Raw genomic sequence first — 15,156 nt, 5'->3', positions numbered from 1 at the left:
CTTATTCGCTGGCGCCCTCAGCTGTCTCGTCGATAATCCGGCGGTCCTCATCCGGCATTTTTTCAAAAATATCCTGACGGCGGACCACATAAAGAATGGTCCTTAAAAAAATCATCATATCCATCCTAAAACTCAGACCTTCCGCGTAGACACAGTCAAGCGCTACCTTCTGATAAATAGAGACGCGGTCTCTTCCGTTGATCTGCGCCCAGCCGGTTATGCCCGGACGCAGACGGCCGGCCGCTGTTCTCTGCCGTGCTTCATTTAAAATCTGTTCATTTATCGGTACAGGTCTCGGGCCGATAAGGCTCATCTCTCCCTTAATGATATTGAACAGCTGGGGCAGCTCGTCCAAGCTTGTGTTTCTTAAGACACGGCCGGTTCTTGTAATGTACCGCTCTGGATTCTCGAGCTCCTTTACCGCTCTGTCCCGTGGTGCCGTCTGGTACATACTGCGGAACTTATAAATCACAAAAGCTTTTCCGTCCTGGCCGCAGCGTACCTGTCTGAAAAAAACAGGCCCTGCCGAATCCAGCCGGATAGCAGCCGCGATAACCACGAACAGCGGTAACAGGGCCGCCAGCACCAGCGCTGCCACGCATATATCCAGCATATATTTCAAATAATTTTTGTAAAACATTCGCTCACATCCCTTCCATGACAGAAAGTCAAATTGTTTATTTCCACTTCTTTTATTGAAATCCGCTTTTCCTAGCTATTTTCCATATAGCATTATCTATTATAAAGAAAATTTTCAAAGAATATACCGTCAAAAACGATTTTTCACGGTCAGAAGTTGCGCCATATGTGACACTTCCAAAAAAAACAAACTAAAAAAATTCACACTCTATACTAAAAGCGAAGAAAAAGGCCAAAACTTTCTCATGGAAAGCTTTGGCCTTTCGGCTAAAATAAAAAAACACCATCCCCGGAGGAATGGTGTTTTTTATTTGTATTCTTATTAGTCTTCAGGTACGATTGCTTCTACTGGGCACTGATCAGCACAAGCGCCGCAATCTGTACATAAAGCTTCATCAATTTCGTAGATGGAACCTTCAGAAATTGCTTCTACTGGACATTGATCTGCACAAGAACCGCAAGCGATACATTCGTCTGTGATTTTGTAAGCCATTTAATACACCCCTTTCTGAACAACATTTATTTTATTATATCTTATTTATTGATTAAAGCAAGACAATTATTTATCTTTTTTGCCTTTTTCAGGTTTTTTTTCGAATTTTTTTTCGCGTTTGCGTTCTGGCTTGCGATCAGGCTTTTTTTCCTGCTTTTTCTTCTGAATATCTGCCAGTAGATATTTTCGGACTTCGGTTTCATCCTTTTCCAGCTGCATTTTGACAAACACGGTTTCCTCAAGAATGCTCAGTTTAAAAACCTCGCCCTCGCCGTCCGGTGTAATGACCTGCTGGCCGACTCTCGGCATCTTTTTCGTGACTTCCTCGTAAAATTCCTGTTCGTAGGTCAGGCAGCACAGCAGCCTGCCGCAGATACCGGATATTTTAGTGGAATTCAGCGACAGATTCTGTTCCTTGGCCATTTTGATGGACACAGGAGTAAAATCTCCAAGCCACTGGGCACAGCAGGTGGTTCTGCCGCACACACCCAGGCCTTTAAAGATCTTGGCCTCATCCCGGACACCAATCTGGCGCAGCTCAATGCGCACCTTAAACACGGCGGCCAGATCCTTGACCAGATCCCTGAAATCCACACGGCCGTCAGCCGTAAAGTAAAAGATCGCCTTCTTTTTGTCAAAGGTATATTCCACGTCTATGAGCTTCATCTCAAGCTTATGGGCCCTTGCCTTTTCGATGAAAATATCCTTGGCTTCAATTTCCTTGCGCTTCAGCCGTTCAAAATCCGAGGTGTCCTTATCCGTGGCCTTCCGGATAACGGGCTTGATGGGCGCTGTAATCAGGTCATCCTCAATCTCCCTTGGGCCGAGGGCAACCTCGCCGTATTCCACGCCGCGGACGGTTTCGACAATGACATGGTCGTACTGCTCTACTTCCAGATTCTGTGGATCAAAATAATAAATTTTACCGACTTTTTTAAATCGGACTCCAACCACTGATTTTGCCATCTATAGTATCTCCTGTAATTTATATTTTTAATAAGACGCTTTCCCACTGCAGTCTCAGGTTGACATTATACTGCAGGAGATTCATGAACTCAAAAAGGATTTCCGCGATCCGGCTGTTTTGACGCGGCGTCAAAACCGAAGCGTATTTTACCTGCCAGCTGTAATAAGGATTGCCATCGTCCTCCGCTCCTTCCAGAAACAGCGCCATGCTGTGAAACCAGACAAGCAGAAAATTCAAAACCTCAACACTGGCGTTTTTATCCTTCCCGATTTTTTCACTGAAAGCGAACGCCTTAAAGGTATCTCCCTTTAGTATAGCATAAAATACATTCAAAGCTTCAATTTTTAAGCTTTCCAGCTCAGTATTTTCAAGAAATTCTAAAGCCTTTCCCGGTGATCCCTCACAGCTGTAAACCGCCTGGTCCACCGCCTCGCCGGGCTTATGGCCCCTCTGTTTCAAAATCTCACGGATACCCGAATCCGACACCGGCTCAAAGCTCAGCACCTGGCAGCGTGAACGAATGGTGTTCAGCATTTTTTCCAGATTTTCCGCGGTAATAATGAAAACATTGTGGGGCTCTGGCTCTTCCAGTGATTTCAGCAGGGCGTTCTGGGCCTCTGGCGTCATTTTGTCGCCGCCTTTGATAATGCTGACCCGCAGCTCGCTCTCATAGGGCTTGACCGGAAGGGTTGCGATGAGCCTGCGGATCTGGTCAATTTTAATGGCGTTCTCGCCCTTTCCCGGATGGGTAATTAAAACGTCCGGGTGGTTGCCATGCTCAATTTTGCCGCAGGGGATACAGGCGCCGCAGGGTTTTTCATCTCCCCGGCATAAAAGGGCCTTTGCAAACTCAAGGGCCATCATGGTTTTTCCAATGCCCTTTTTTCCCACAAAGAGATAGGCATGGCTCACCTCATGATTGGCAATACTCCCCGCCAAAAGCTTTTTGACCCGCTCCTGTTCAACAACCGCCTTAAACATGCCTGCTCCTTCCTAGTGCCATTCCCGCTCGGCCAGCTCAGAAAAATCCGTTTTCAACAGCTTTTTCGCTTCCTCAAGATCTCCTGGATCCACAAATATCTCAATGTTGGCCGTCGTGAAGGTACCCATAAAAATACTGCGGATCGGGCCGCCAAAGCCCTTTTCCCGGGAGGTAACCTTAATACCGTTAGCCTCCAGAAAGCTCCGTGTCATGGCAAATTCCATGTCCGAATAGGCTACCTTTAAAAGCGCATAGCGATCCTCAAACCGTTCCACTTGTCATCACCCTTTCGTATATTTCCTCGTGTATATCCTCAATGCCCCGGAGCCTGCCCTCCGCAACACATACAATCTCTCTCCAGTCGTACTTTTCAATGAGCTCAAGGGCATTCTGATACGCATGGATCAGATGCTCCGGGCTTTTTTCGTGTATATCCTTTTCCGCCTCGCCCGTGATTTTATTGGCCCGGCCCTCCATCAGCTTAAAGTTAATTTCCGGCGGAATATTCAAAAAGAAAACCGCATCGGGTACAGGCAGCTCCATCTTATTGAACTCATAATCCGAAAGCCAGTCCATAAAACGGCCGCGCTCTTCCGGATCACTGATTTTACCCGCCTGATGGACCATATTGGAGGTGGTGTAGCGGTCGGCGAGTACAATGCCTCCGTCCTTGTAAAAATCCTCGTAGTCCTCCTTGTAGGACGCGTAGCGGTCAGCCGTATAAAAGGTCGATGCGATATAAGGACTGATGCTGTCCGGGTCACTGCCAAAGGCGCCGGACAGGTAAAGCCGCACCATGGCCGAGGATTCCTTATCATAACGGGGATAGGAAACCTTCATAACCCGCTGCCCCTCCCGCTTCAGGCGGTCGTAGAGCTTTTCTGTCTGTGTCTGCTTGCCGCTGCCGTCAACACCTTCGATGACAATCAGCCGTCCTTTATTTTCCATTGATAAACCTTCTTTTCTCATTTTGTTTCAGGCAATATTATACCATAACAAACCACGCATTAAAACGGAGAATTTACAATGACCTCAATCATTCCCTCATGGTCTATCCCCACTACTGCTTCGCCGTTTTTCCACCGTCTCAGCAGCTCTGCCGCGGTTTCCTCTGTCACCAGGCTTCCCGGCAGCAGCACGGGTATTCCCGGCGGATACGGAATGACAAAGCCGGCGGCGGCCCTTCCCACAGCGTTCTCCAGAGGCAGCTTTCCAGCTTCCATATTGTAGAGCGCCTGCCACAGGGGATATTTTTCCTCGTGCTTCCAAAGACTGACGCATTCAGCCTCCGGCGGTTCTGAGACCTTGGGACGTTCCCTGTTCATATCTGCTACTGCCGCCATCAGGCGGTCCAGCTCGTCGGGTGTCGTGCCAATTCCTGTCATGGCCAGCACATAATTAAAACCGGACATCTCGCACTGGATGTTAAAATCTGTGAGCAGGCGCTTCTCAACATCTGTTCCCCGGCCGTCCTTTACCATCAGCAGCCACTTGCTTTTATCGTAGACCTGTCCTCTTTCCGGCGCGTAAAGGGCAATACCGTCGTCCGCCCCTGTCCGTTTCCGGTAAAAATCCCAACGGTCTGCGATGGCCTGAAAAACGGCTTCCCCTTTTTCACAGGCTTCGTCCACAGCGTTTTCCACGCTCATCATCAGCAGATAGCTGGGGCTGGAGGACTGGAGCATGGCCAGAAATTTTTTGACGCGGCCCCGCTCTACCAGGGGCCCCTGCATATGCAGCAGGGAGCTCTGGGTAAAAGCCCCCAGAAGCTTGTGCGTGCTCTGGATCACAATATCTGCCCCGCAAGCCACCGCGTCGGGCGGCAGCGCGGCGCAAAACCTCAGGTGTGCCCCGTGGGCTTCGTCTACGATCAGCACCTTGCCTTTTTTGTGCAGCAGCTCTGCAATGGCCGCGACATCACTGATGGTACCGTAATAGGTGGGATTGACCAGTATCATCCCCTTTGCCTCCGGGTGCATCCTCAGCTGTTCCTCGACCTGCCCGGGGGTAACGCTTTTTCCAAAGCCCAGCCGCGCGTCGTACTGCGGCTCAAAATAAATGCCCTTTATCCTGCCCAGCGCCAGCCCGGCATAAACCGAACGGTGGCAGTTCAACGGGACCAAAAGGCTCTCTCCCTCCCTGCACACGCCCATGATGGCGCTCTGTATGCCGGCCGTGCTGCCGCCCACCAGGATACAGGCTTCCGCTGACCCGTAGACTGAGGCCAGCTTCTCCTGAACCCTTAAAAGAATATCCGAAGGGTCGTGCAGATTATCCGCCCCCGGTATCTCTGTGGTGTCCAAGGTTGCCCAATTTTCATTATCAAAACAGTTTTTTCCCTTATGACCGGGCATGTGAAAGCGCAAAGCCCCTGTGTCACTGAGTTCTTTTAATCTCGTATATAAAAGTCCTTTTTTCATGGATTTATTTTATCATAAAATCCAGATTTTTCCCCTTTATTTTTAGGTAGATTATTGATATGATAATCACTGTAAAAAAATCCAAGGAGTGAAAAAGATGGCAAATATCATCTCTGTCGATATGACTAACTTTGAATCGGAAGTGTTAAACTATACGGAAGGCCCGGTGATGGTTGATTTCTGGGCTGAATGGTGTGGTCCCTGCAAGGCGCTTCTTCCGATTATCGAAGAAATCGCCGGCGAAGTCCCTGCAAATGCTAAAATCTGCAAGCTGAACGTGGATGAAAACACCGATCTGGCCAGACAGTTTCATGTCATGAGCATCCCGACCTGTGTATTCTTAAAGAACGGCAGCGAAGTGGAACGTTTCGTTGGAAGCCGCGGCAAACAAGAATACATCGATACCCTAAAAAATTTATAAGTTTTTTCAGACCATGCCCGGAGCATGGTCTTTTTTTATCGAACTACTTTTTATTAAATTTTTTTTCACAATACAGGGCGTTTCTTTTTTTATTCCATATTTATAACTATTATTTCTAAAACCCTTGAACCTTTTACAAAAATATGTTACTATGAAAATTGTTTATAGATTCCTTATTCTCAATCTTATCTGTCAAATACTCGGGAGGAACTTCAGATGAACAGTAAATACCTCGGGCAGCGGCTTCGCCAGTTTCGAAAAGATGCCCATCTTACACAAAACCAGCTGGCAAAAAAAGCCGGTATCACCCCCACCTACCTCAGTATTATTGAAAGGGGCGCGCAGCTGCCCCGGCTGGAAACCTTTATCCGGCTGGCCAACATTCTGTCTGTCTCCGCCGATGACCTCCTGATGGAAGAACCTGCAGAGAACCGGGACGACTCGCGCGCGGCACTCCATATTCTGTCCGACGATTTGACAGAGGAGCAGCTCGCATTAGTTGAGAATATGGTCAAACTGATGTGTGACCATTTCAAAATAACAAATCACTGAATTAATTGTTTAAATTCTTAGACAAAACTATAATTGAATATTGACTTCATTCGCATTGTGAGTTATAGTAAATACTATACATCCGAATCATTTTGAAATAGGGCAAAACTACTGAAAAGTAGTGACGCAAAGCCAAGGGTCTAATTCATTTAAAAATGAAACGACAGCCGGTTGCTCGGGTATTTAACTTACTGAATGCAATCTCCCTGCCCTTGGTTTATGCCGGGGTCTTTTTATTGCCCCAATCTCACGCAGAGGAGTTATTTACAATGGATAATAAAGTTATTGGCAGGCATATTCGTGAAGCCCGTCTCAATAAAAAACTGACGCAGTACCAGCTTGCGGAGCGCGTTCATATCACGCCGAATTATCTGAGCATGCTGGAACGCGGAACCCATCTGCCCAAGCTTGAAACGCTCATCACCATCTCCGACGCACTGGAGATTCCTGTCAGCGCACTTCTTGCTGATTTCCCCGTCGAGTCGTTTACCAGCCGGATTCACTTTCTGTCCACTGCAATGGAGGGGCTGAATGACGAGCAGTCCAAAATCGTGTGCGATGTCATCAAGGTAATGACCGACGGCTTTAAAGTTAAAAAATAAATAAAAACCCCCGGATCGCTGTGAAGTGATCCGGGGGTTTTTAAATTAAAAGTCCGAAGCCGGATAAAACAGATCGTTTCGCCGTCTTGCGGTATCCAGCATATTATTATAGAGCATCTGCCGGTATTCCAGGACATCACGGTCATGAATGGTCGGATCACCCTTTCTGAAATACTGCCCCTCATTGTCAATGATCCCCACCGAGTTGATAACCGGCAGTGTCTCGGACAGCTTCATGAGATAATCATTATAGGGCGTCCCCTGGATGCCCGCCTGCTCCAGTAAAAGGCTGGAGAGGTAGTTCACACTCAGCTTATCTACCTGCGCCTCCGGAATATCGTAATTTGCCCAGATGACAAAGGGCGTGACATAGCGCTTCTGAAGCTCCTCCGTACTCCACTGGTCCAGAGGCTTCTGCATGAGCTCTTCATAAAACGCCTGCTCAATATACGCCTGATGATCTCCGAACATGACCACCAGTGTCGGTTCTTCCTGTCCGCTGAAATAGTCGATCAGATTCTTAAAGGCCGCGTCCGAATCGCGCATCAGGGATAAATACTGCTCGGTTTCAGGGTAGCTTCCTTCCATGCCCTCCAGGAGCACCGGCTCCAGATCGTCGGCATTCAGCTGGTAGCCGGCGTGGTTCTGAATGGTCACATCAAAGACAAACAATGGATGATCGCCCTTGTTTTCGTAGAGCTCAATAACCTTGTCATAGGTGGCCGCGTCGCTGACCCACGACTCCCGCGTGCGGTCTGCATCGATAAATTCTTCATTCGAGAAAAACTGCTGAAAGCCAAAATTCGGATAAACCTTATCCCGGTTCCAGGCATTCCGTTCACCGGGATGGATGGCGTAGCTGCTGTAGCCCTCATAGTTCAGCGTCGACACGAGGCTGGGCGCCGGCCCCTTGACATACAGCTGGTAGGGCCTTGCGTTTTCCGGCAGATAGGCTGTGGTGTTCCCAGTCAGAAAAGCGTATTCGGAATCACAGGTGCCGCCTCCGAAGACCGAAACATAGAGATTTCCCTTAACGGTGTTTTCACTCAGGCTGTCAATAAAAGGCATGTAGTCAATATTGGTCGAGAAGTCGCCAACGGTCCGCAGGTCGCTGAAGGATTCGTTCATAATGGCAATGATATTGGGTTGATTATTTTTTTTCGCCACCGGGCCAGAAGCCGCTTTCTCCGTTATTCCGCCACGCCCCACTGCCGCTGTACTCAGAGGCTGCTGGGTATTTTTGATGCTCTCTCCCAGAAAGGCCAGATCATAGCCCTCCGGCTCCCTGACATGTGAGAGCTTGGCATTGACCGTAAAGGTGTAGGGATAACCATTAACCGGCATATCCCAGGCATAATAGTAACGCTCCACATTGGTCTCAAAAAACAAACCAAAGGTGATGGTCAGCGCGGCAAAAGCGGTCAGACGCAGCTTACGGCCTTTGTATTGATCCTGAACGCGGCGGTGTGCTTTAAAAGCCCAGAGCAGCAGCGCGGCCAGAACCAGCGTAGCGATCAGAATGGTGCCGCTGAGCTCAAAATGATAAGCCGAGGCAACCTGAAGCCCTGTCTTTGCTGAAAACAGGTCGGTGTAAAGCAGTATATCCCCTCTGAACACCCGCACAAAATAACCCGCCAGCCCAAAGGCGTACAGCAGAATGCCCCCGCCCATTAAGGATGCCCGCATCCGGCCGGTCAAAATATATAAAAACACATAGACGGCCATACAGCAGGACAGGTTCAAAAACAGACGGATGCCCTCTGTGTCAAAGGGCGCTTCCTGAAAGATCTGAAAAATAGTATAGGAAAAGGCTGAAGCCAGAATCAGCAGCAGCACATTCCATAAAGCCGCTGCCGGTCCCCGGCAGGTTATGTCTGAAAAGACCGTCAGACCGATCATAAACACACACAACCCCGCTGTGTTCAGGTAGCGCTCATCAAATCCCATCGTTTGATAGCAGAGGGCCAGCCCCATACTCAGCACGGCGGTCACCGCCAGCGCTGTCAATATTCTTTTTTTACTTGTTTTAAAAGTGATTACAGAATTCAAAAAAAACCTCCTGTTCTCTGATCATATATTATATCATTAAACAGGAGATTTTATATCATTTTCAATGCAAATTAAGTTTTATTCCGTTAGCTTACTTTCCCGCCGGCTGGGATCACGTCGCCGTCAACGGTCAGAATGCTCAGTTTTTTACCTTTTACAGCGGAAAGGATCATCCCGTTGGACTCGAGCCCGCGCAGCATTACCGGTTTCAGATTGGTACACACAATCACCTTTTTACCCACAAGGTCTTCAGGCTTGTAGTACTTGGCGATGCCGGAGATAATCTGGCGTTTTTCTGTGCCCAGGTCCAGCTGGAATACCAGCAGGCGGTCCGCGTCAGGGTGCTGCTCACAGGCGATAACCTCCGCGACCTTCATCTCAACCCTGGCAAAATCGTCAATGGTGATCAGACCTTCCGGCACCTCGGCTTTCTCTTCCTGCTTCGCCTGTTTTTCCTTTTTCGGCTGCTGTTTCTGCTCTGGTTTTTCCTTCTTTACTTCAATTCTCGGGAAGATCGGCTCACAGCGCTCTACCTGGATACCGTCCGGGTATTTTCCAAAGGACTGGATACTCTCCCAGGTTCTGAGTTCATCCGGCACCTTGAGCTCATCGGCAATCTTAACGCCGGTATCCGGCATTGCAGAGCTTACGAGCACAGAAATTATTCTGAGCGACTCTGTCAGATTATACATAACCATTGCCAGACGGGCTTTCTTTTCAGGGTCTTTGATCAAGACCCAGGGCTGGGTTTCATCAATGTATTTGTTGGTACGGGAGACCAGCTTCCAGATGGCTTCCAGCGCGCGGCTGAAATCCAGCTTGTTCATGTAATCTTCCACAACGCCGGGGGTTTCCTCTGCCAATGCGATGAGGTCCGCGTCAAAATCGCCGCTTTCGCGCTCAGCCGGGATCACCCCGTCAAAATATTTCACGGTCATGGCCACTGTACGGCTCAGCAGATTGCCCAGGTCATTGGCCAGGTCGGAATTGATGTGGCTGACCAGCAGGTCTTCGTTGTAGATACCGTCCGCGCCGTAGGTCATTTCACGCAGCACGTGATAGCGCAGGGCATCCACACCGTATTTTTGAGCCAGTTCAACCGGGTCGACAACATTACCCACAGATTTGGACATTTTACCGCCCTTTAACAGAATCCAGCCGTGGCCGTATACGTGCCCCGGCAGCGGCAGATCCAGCGCCATGAGGATAATCGGCCAATAGATGGTATGGAAGCGGATAATGTCTTTTCCGACCAGATGTACATTTGCCGGCCAGTATTGATCCATGAGCTGGGGCTTGTCATTCATGTAACCAAGGGCCGAGATATAATTCGGCAGGGCGTCGATCCACACATACACCACATGCCCCGGGTCAAAGGTTACGGGAACGCCCCAGCTGAAGGAGGTTCTGGAAACGCAGAGATCCTGAAGTCCGGGCTTGATGAAGTTGTTGATCATTTCATTCTTCCGGGACTCCGGCTGGATAAAATCCGGGTGGTCCTCTATGTACTGTAATAAGCGGTCCGCGTATTTGGACATTTTAAAGAAGTAAGCTTCCTCAGAGGCTTTTTCTACCGGACGTCCGCAGTCGGGGCAGTTGCCGTCCACCAGCTGGCTTTCGGTCCAGAAGGATTCGCAGGGGGTGCAGTACCAGCCCTCGTATTTTCCTTTATAGATATCGCCCTGGTCATAAAGCTTTTTAAAAATCTGCTGGATGGTTTTTTGGTGTTCCGGGTCTGTGGTTCGGATAAACTGATCATAGTTGATGTTCATCAGCTTCCACAGCTCCTTAATTCTTCCCACCACGTCATCCACATAGGCCTGGGGGGTAACGCCCTTTTCTTCGGCAACCTTCTGAATCTTCTGGCCGTGTTCATCTGTACCGGTCAGAAAATAGGTATCGTAGCCCGTCAGCTTTTTAAAACGGGTCAGGGTATCGGCGGCTACTGTGGTGTAGGTATGACCGATGTGTAAATCCCCGCTCGGGTAATAGATCGGGGTCGTGACATAAAAAGTTTTCTTTTCTTCCATGGTATTTCCTCCTTAAAAATTTCTAAAAATAAAGAGAGCCTCTCCATATAAGGACGAAGCTCTCGTGTTACCACCTTACTTTCCGCCTGTCTCACGGCAGACGGCTCAGCTAATAAACCGGCAGGGTTTATTATTTGTTTTTAACGCTCTCCGCGGCTCTGGCTTAGGTTAACCCTCACCAGCGCTTGCTCAGAGGCCATCTTCCATTCCTTGTCCGCAGCCGGCTTTCACCTTACCCGGTTCTCTGTATGCTTTCTCCGAATGTACTCTTCTCTTCATCGCAGTTCATATTTAATTTATTACTATACTATTATATCCAAATATTTTTAAATTGCAAGCCCCAATCTTTCCGGCTACCGTTTCAGTTCATTATAAACGTCCCGCTTGCTCACGCCGCGGTCTTTCGCCACCTGCTTCATGGCTTCCTTTTCGCCCATGCCCTGGTCTTGGTAATGGGCCATGTGATCTTCCAATGAAAGGGACGTCAAATCCTGGCTGCCCGCCGGAAGCCCGTCGCCGCCCTCAATGACCAGCACAAACTCGCCCTTGGGCGGATTATCAGAATACCAGTCCAGATGCTCCTGAACCGTGCCCGTACGGGTCTCCTCGTATTTTTTTGTTATTTCCCTGGAAATACTCATTTTTCGGTCCGGAATGACCTGAACCATGGCTTCCAGTGTTTTCACCAGCCTATGGGGCGTTTCGTAGAGAATAACGGTATTTTCGGATGCGGCTATTTTCCCGATACCTTCCCGGATTTCCTTATTCTGCTTTCCCAAAAACCCCATAAAGGTAAAGGCCCGGGCGTCAATGCCCGAGAGCACAAGGGCGCAGAGTCCTGCGTTTGGCCCAGGCACCACCTCCACCGGAATTCCGGCTTCCTTACACCGGCTGACAATGACTGAGCCCGGGTCAGAGATAATGGGCATTCCCGCGTCGCTGACCAAAGCAATGCTTTTTCCCTCTGTCAAGAGCTCCAGCAGCTTTTCACTGCCGCTCTGCTCATTGTGCTGATGGTAGGCCAGCAGGTGCTTCTTCAACTCAAAATGATTGAGCAGCTTGACAGTATGGCGGGTGTCCTCCGCGGCAACCACATCTGCCTCTTCCAAAACCCGGAGGGCTCTCAGCGTAATATCCTCAAGATTGCCGATGGGCGTTCCCACAATGTATAATTTTCCCGGCATATCATTCTCCATTTTTAATTGAACAAATTTCTCGCCACGTAGACGCCATTGACCGAGGCCTGCATCAGACCACGGGTAATGCCCGCGCCGTCGCCCAGCACATACAGATTTTTAATATTGGTCTGAAAATTTTCGTCCACGGCCACCTTGTTGGAATAAAACTTGACCTCCACCCCGTAGAGCAGTGTCTCATCGCTGGCCAGTCCCGGCGATACATGATCCAGGGCCTGGATCATTTCGTCGATATCCTTCATAATACGGTAAGGCAGCACCAGGCATAAATCTCCCGGCACCGCATCCTTGAGGGTCGGTCGTATATTGTTGCGGTGAAGCCGCTCCTCGTTGGTTCTGCGGCCTCTGATAAAATCGCCGTAGCGCTGCACCAGTATTTTATTCCCGGTCAGCATATTCCCAAGGCTGGCGATGTGTTTGCCGTAAGCGATGGGCGCATTGAAGGGCTCTGTAAAGCCTTTGGAGACCAGTAAGGCGAAATTGGTGTTGTCGGTTTTCAGCTCATCCGCTTTGTAGCTGTGGCCGTTGACCACTGCCAGATTATCATCATAATACTCAGTTGAAACCACTCCGCCAGGATTTGAGCAGAAGGTCCGCACCGCGTCGTCAAAGGTGGGCGTGTAGTAAACCAGCTTTCCCTCGTAGAGGGCGTCATTGATTTCCTTCATAATTTCGTTGCGTGTTTCAAGACGGACACCGATGTCCACCTTTCCCACCGTGGTGGCGACGCCGTAGGTGTCGCACATGGCTTTGAACCACTCTGAACCATCCCGGCCGACACTGGCTAAAATTTTATCCGCATAATATTCACTGTCGGCATTTACGCCGACTGCTACACCCTTCTCCACGATCAGACTTTTTACCGGATCACGGAATTTGATTTCAACCCCGAGATCCTGAATCAGATGATCCTGGATGCGCTTATAAATAGTGTAGCCTACCTCTGTGCCCATGTGGCGTATCGGGCATTCAATCAGCTTTAAGTTGCTCTGGATCGCTTTTGTTCTTATCTCACGGATCTTGTCCGGATTATCCATTCCATGTACCCTGGGGTCTGCCCCAAAGCGCAGATAGTGCTCGTCCACATAAGCGATAAGCGCTTCGGTTTTTTCATAACCGATGTAATCCGGCAGCTCTCCGCCAACATCCGGCGACAGGGAGAGCTTGCCGTCCGAGTAAGCACCGGCTCCGGCAAACCCGGTCGTGATGTTGCAGGGCTTACAGCCTACACACACGCCGGTTTTGCGCTTTGGACAAATTCTTTTCTCAATGGCGTTTCCTTTTTCCAGCATTAAAATACTGAGCTCGGGCTTTTCTTTTTTAAGCTCAAGCGCAGCAAAAATGCCGGCAGGGCCGGCGCCGATTATAATGACATCATACTTGTTCATGTCTCTACCTTTTACCCTTTTCGGTCAGGGTACCTTTGATAAAAATTAAAATTGGATTCAGCGTCAATACCCCGGGTCCTCGTAAAAGTCGGGAGCGGGATCGTTGAATTTGGTGTATTCAGGCAGCCAGGCAAGCTTCAGACGGCCGGTCGGGCCGTTACGCTGTTTGGCGATATCGAGCTCTGCAATGTGTGGCTCTGATTCTTTATTGTAATAATAATCACGGTACAAAAACATCACCACATCGGCGTCCTGCTCGATGGACCCAGACTCACGGAGGTCGGCGAGCATGGGATGATGGTCGGTCCTTGCATCCGGTGCACGGCTGAGCTGTGACAGGCAGATCAGCGGGCAGTCCATTTCACGGGCAAGGCTCTTCAGGCCGCGGGAGATTTCCGAGATTTCATTCTGGCGGTTTTCCGCTTTTCCTCTGCCGCTCATGAGCTGGAGGTAGTCGATGAGAATCATGTCAAGCCCTTTTTCGGTTTTGAGCCGCCGGCATTTTGATCTTACCTCTGACAGCGTCACCCCCGGGGTATCGTCAATAAAGATATTGGTATTGTACAAATGGCTGTAGCCAAGGGAGATGCTCTCCCAGTCCTCCGGCGAGAGCTCGCCGGTACGGATCTTGTTGCTGTCGACCAGGGATTCCGCGCAGAGCATACGCTGTACCAGCTGGGCCTTGGACATTTCAAGGCTGAAGATGGCCACCGCGGCGTTTTCCTTCAGGGCGGCGTTCTGGGCCAGGTTTAAGGCAAAGGCGGTTTTACCCATGGAGGGGCGCGCCGCCACAAAGATCAAATCTGACCGCTGCAGGCCGGAGGTATAAAGGTCAAGCTCTGCAAAGCCTGTGGTCAGGCCGGTCAGGTTACCCTGATTCTGCTGGATGGTTTCAATCTGCATCAGGGTTTCGCCCAGGGTTTCGCTGATGGGCTCAAAATCCCCGCGTTTTTTTCCCTGTGAAACCTTAAAAATACTCTGTTCGGCGCTTTCGATGACGGATTCCACGTCATCGTACTGGCCGTAGCTTTCATTAAGGATTTCGGTGGCGGTGTCAATCAGGTTTCGTATAACCGATTTTTCCTGAACAATCTTACAGTATTCCTCATAGTTGGTGTACATGGGAACCTGATCAACCAGACCAGCGATATAGGCCGGCCCGCCGATTTCTTCAAGAACACCCCGGTTTTTAAGCATATTGATCAGGGTTACGGTATCAATGGGCCGTCTCTCGTCATGCAGTGCCAGCATACACTCGAATATTCTGGCATTGGCGGTGCTGTAAAAATCATCCGGCGACAGCAGTTCTTCCGCCCTGGCAATATTGGATTCTTCCAGCAAAATCGCCCCGAGCACTGACTGCTCTGCTTCAAGGTTATGGGGTGGGGTTTTTGGATTAATCACCTGATTTCACCTC

General features: G+C 49.5%; 15 protein-coding genes, 1 riboswitch and 1 other annotated feature. Of the genes, 3 read left to right on the top strand and 12 right to left on the bottom strand.

The window, feature by feature from the left end:
* Position 1 precedes the first annotated feature (1 nt).
* From I2B62_RS13875 to I2B62_RS13845, 7 genes are all read right to left on the bottom strand, one after another.
* Positions 2-640, bottom strand: coding sequence for a sugar transferase (locus I2B62_RS13875; protein ID WP_195269668.1), 639 nt, complete (start codon positions 638-640; stop codon positions 2-4).
* Between the two features lie 321 nt (positions 641-961).
* Positions 962-1,132, bottom strand: a complete 171-nt coding sequence (locus tag I2B62_RS13870; RefSeq protein WP_013382801.1) for a 4Fe-4S binding protein — start codon at positions 1,130-1,132, stop codon at positions 962-964.
* A gap of 66 nt (positions 1,133-1,198) precedes the next feature.
* Positions 1,199-2,098 (bottom strand): stage 0 sporulation family protein, encoded by a 900-nt coding sequence (locus I2B62_RS13865; RefSeq protein WP_195269667.1) that lies wholly within the window; start codon positions 2,096-2,098, stop codon positions 1,199-1,201.
* A 19-nt stretch (positions 2,099-2,117) separates the two neighbouring features.
* Entirely contained in the window at positions 2,118-3,080 is a 963-nt protein-coding gene (gene holB / locus I2B62_RS13860; protein ID WP_195269666.1) for a DNA polymerase III subunit delta', read from the bottom strand.
* A gap of 12 nt (positions 3,081-3,092) precedes the next feature.
* Positions 3,093-3,356, bottom strand: a complete 264-nt coding sequence (locus I2B62_RS13855) for a hypothetical protein (RefSeq protein ID WP_195269665.1) — start codon at positions 3,354-3,356, stop codon at positions 3,093-3,095.
* The gene (locus I2B62_RS13850; protein ID WP_195269664.1) at positions 3,343-4,029 is read right to left on the bottom strand and encodes a thymidylate kinase; all 687 of its coding nucleotides are present in this window, start codon (positions 4,027-4,029) and stop codon (positions 3,343-3,345) included. Before I2B62_RS13850 ends, I2B62_RS13855 begins: the two co-directional genes overlap by 14 nt.
* Positions 4,030-4,088: 59 nt before the next feature.
* Positions 4,089-5,501: an aminotransferase class I/II-fold pyridoxal phosphate-dependent enzyme gene (locus tag I2B62_RS13845; protein WP_195269663.1), complete on the bottom strand. Its 1,413-nt coding sequence runs from the start codon at positions 5,499-5,501 to the stop codon at positions 4,089-4,091.
* Between the two features lie 97 nt (positions 5,502-5,598).
* Here I2B62_RS13845 and trxA point away from each other — a divergent pair, with 97 nt between their 5' ends.
* The 3 genes from trxA (at position 5,599) to I2B62_RS13830 (ending at position 7,076) form a co-directional block, all read left to right on the top strand.
* Positions 5,599-5,922, top strand: a complete 324-nt coding sequence (trxA, locus tag I2B62_RS13840; protein WP_195269662.1) for a thioredoxin — start codon at positions 5,599-5,601, stop codon at positions 5,920-5,922.
* A gap of 216 nt (positions 5,923-6,138) precedes the next feature.
* A complete protein-coding gene (locus tag I2B62_RS13835; protein WP_195269661.1) occupies positions 6,139-6,474 on the top strand; it encodes a helix-turn-helix transcriptional regulator in 336 nt (111 codons plus the stop codon).
* 91 nt (positions 6,475-6,565) lie between these two features.
* Positions 6,566-6,653: riboswitch (cyclic di-GMP riboswitch) on the top strand.
* 90 nt (positions 6,654-6,743) lie between these two features.
* Positions 6,744-7,076, top strand: a complete 333-nt coding sequence (locus tag I2B62_RS13830; protein ID WP_195269660.1) for a helix-turn-helix transcriptional regulator — start codon at positions 6,744-6,746, stop codon at positions 7,074-7,076.
* A gap of 45 nt (positions 7,077-7,121) precedes the next feature.
* Here the strand turns inward: I2B62_RS13830 and I2B62_RS13825 are convergent, their stop codons facing one another.
* From I2B62_RS13825 to dnaB, 5 genes are all read right to left on the bottom strand, one after another.
* On the bottom strand, positions 7,122-9,125 hold the full coding sequence (locus I2B62_RS13825) for an LTA synthase family protein (RefSeq protein WP_195269659.1): 2,004 nt from the start codon (positions 9,123-9,125) through the stop codon (positions 7,122-7,124).
* An 86-nt stretch (positions 9,126-9,211) separates the two neighbouring features.
* A complete protein-coding gene (metG, locus tag I2B62_RS13820; protein ID WP_195269658.1) occupies positions 9,212-11,155 on the bottom strand; it encodes a methionine--tRNA ligase in 1,944 nt (647 codons plus the stop codon).
* A gap of 46 nt (positions 11,156-11,201) precedes the next feature.
* Positions 11,202-11,443: a binding site (T-box leader), on the bottom strand.
* 65 nt (positions 11,444-11,508) lie between these two features.
* The gene (rsmI, locus tag I2B62_RS13815) at positions 11,509-12,339 is read right to left on the bottom strand and encodes a 16S rRNA (cytidine(1402)-2'-O)-methyltransferase (protein WP_195269657.1); all 831 of its coding nucleotides are present in this window, start codon (positions 12,337-12,339) and stop codon (positions 11,509-11,511) included.
* A gap of 14 nt (positions 12,340-12,353) precedes the next feature.
* Positions 12,354-13,739, bottom strand: coding sequence for an FAD-dependent protein (locus tag I2B62_RS13810; protein ID WP_195269656.1), 1,386 nt, complete (start codon positions 13,737-13,739; stop codon positions 12,354-12,356).
* Between the two features lie 63 nt (positions 13,740-13,802).
* The gene (gene dnaB, locus I2B62_RS13805) at positions 13,803-15,143 is read right to left on the bottom strand and encodes a replicative DNA helicase (RefSeq protein ID WP_195269655.1); all 1,341 of its coding nucleotides are present in this window, start codon (positions 15,141-15,143) and stop codon (positions 13,803-13,805) included.
* Positions 15,144-15,156 lie beyond the last annotated feature (13 nt).

Source organism: Eubacterium sp. 1001713B170207_170306_E7 (assembly GCF_015547515.1).
Taxonomy (GTDB): domain Bacteria; phylum Bacillota; class Clostridia; order Eubacteriales; family Eubacteriaceae; genus Eubacterium.
This window is presented reverse-complemented; position numbering and strand designations above follow the sequence as displayed.

Coding starts and splice junctions, on each gene's coding strand:
- I2B62_RS13875 (WP_195269668.1), bottom strand. CDS start 640: ATGTTTTACAAAAATTATTTGAAATATATGCTGGATATATGCGTGGCA.
- I2B62_RS13870 (WP_013382801.1), bottom strand. CDS start 1,132: ATGGCTTACAAAATCACAGACGAATGTATCGCTTGCGGTTCTTGTGCA.
- I2B62_RS13865 (WP_195269667.1), bottom strand. CDS start 2,098: ATGGCAAAATCAGTGGTTGGAGTCCGATTTAAAAAAGTCGGTAAAATT.
- holB (WP_195269666.1), bottom strand. CDS start 3,080: ATGTTTAAGGCGGTTGTTGAACAGGAGCGGGTCAAAAAGCTTTTGGCG.
- I2B62_RS13850 (WP_195269664.1), bottom strand. CDS start 4,029: ATGGAAAATAAAGGACGGCTGATTGTCATCGAAGGTGTTGACGGCAGC.
- I2B62_RS13845 (WP_195269663.1), bottom strand. CDS start 5,501: ATGAAAAAAGGACTTTTATATACGAGATTAAAAGAACTCAGTGACACA.
- trxA (WP_195269662.1), top strand. CDS start 5,599: ATGGCAAATATCATCTCTGTCGATATGACTAACTTTGAATCGGAAGTG.
- I2B62_RS13835 (WP_195269661.1), top strand. CDS start 6,139: ATGAACAGTAAATACCTCGGGCAGCGGCTTCGCCAGTTTCGAAAAGAT.
- I2B62_RS13830 (WP_195269660.1), top strand. CDS start 6,744: ATGGATAATAAAGTTATTGGCAGGCATATTCGTGAAGCCCGTCTCAAT.
- metG (WP_195269658.1), bottom strand. CDS start 11,155: ATGGAAGAAAAGAAAACTTTTTATGTCACGACCCCGATCTATTACCCG.
- rsmI (WP_195269657.1), bottom strand. CDS start 12,339: ATGCCGGGAAAATTATACATTGTGGGAACGCCCATCGGCAATCTTGAG.
- I2B62_RS13810 (WP_195269656.1), bottom strand. CDS start 13,739: ATGAACAAGTATGATGTCATTATAATCGGCGCCGGCCCTGCCGGCATT.